Genomic DNA, 532 nt, shown 5'->3' on the forward strand with positions numbered 1-532 from the left:
ACGCATTGATTACGCGCCTGAGTTCTCAGAGCTTTAAATACTGAAACAGCCCGCTGAAATAGCGGGCTGTTTGCTTTTCATCAGTCAATCGACAAGCATGACGTTTATTGAGCGTTTTTGGTTCTCTTTTTACCCCAGATTTCGACTTTTGCTTTTCTGCTGACACCCAGCACGTCGAGCTTCATGTTTCCCCAACTGCTGTATTTCATTTCAAGGTGCTTAAGTTTCGCGTCCTCCGCTCCTGGTAGTGTCCAAGCTCGCGTTGACATTCCGTTGGTGAGCGTGCCCATTGATGTGAGTTTTTTCTCGCTGCCGTCGGTCATGGTGACTTTGATGTCTTTTAAATCGACGGTGCCTTGAATGCACTTTATTTTGATTTTACTGAAGTTACGGTTTTTGAGCAGACTATTTGGCGTAACGGTGTCTGTCTCCGTTTGGAAGTTGACGGTCTTGGTTGCGATCAGCTCCCAGTCATCATTATTGCTGCTCGCAAATGTGGAAAAACTGATGGTCGCTACCATCATCACAGTAA

At 45.9% G+C, this 532-nt stretch carries 1 protein-coding gene; it reads right to left on the bottom strand.

All coding sequences use genetic code 11. From position 1 onward, the window contains the following. Positions 1-104: 104 nt before the first annotated feature. Positions 105-524 (bottom strand): hypothetical protein, encoded by a 420-nt coding sequence (locus tag R7R78_RS29150; protein ID WP_225474970.1) that lies wholly within the window; start codon positions 522-524, stop codon positions 105-107. Positions 525-532: the final 8 nt, after the last annotated feature.

Source organism: Vibrio sp. 2134-1, assembly GCF_033339495.1.

Coding starts and splice junctions, on each gene's coding strand:
- R7R78_RS29150 (WP_225474970.1), bottom strand. CDS start 524: ATGATGGTAGCGACCATCAGTTTTTCCACATTTGCGAGCAGCAATAAT.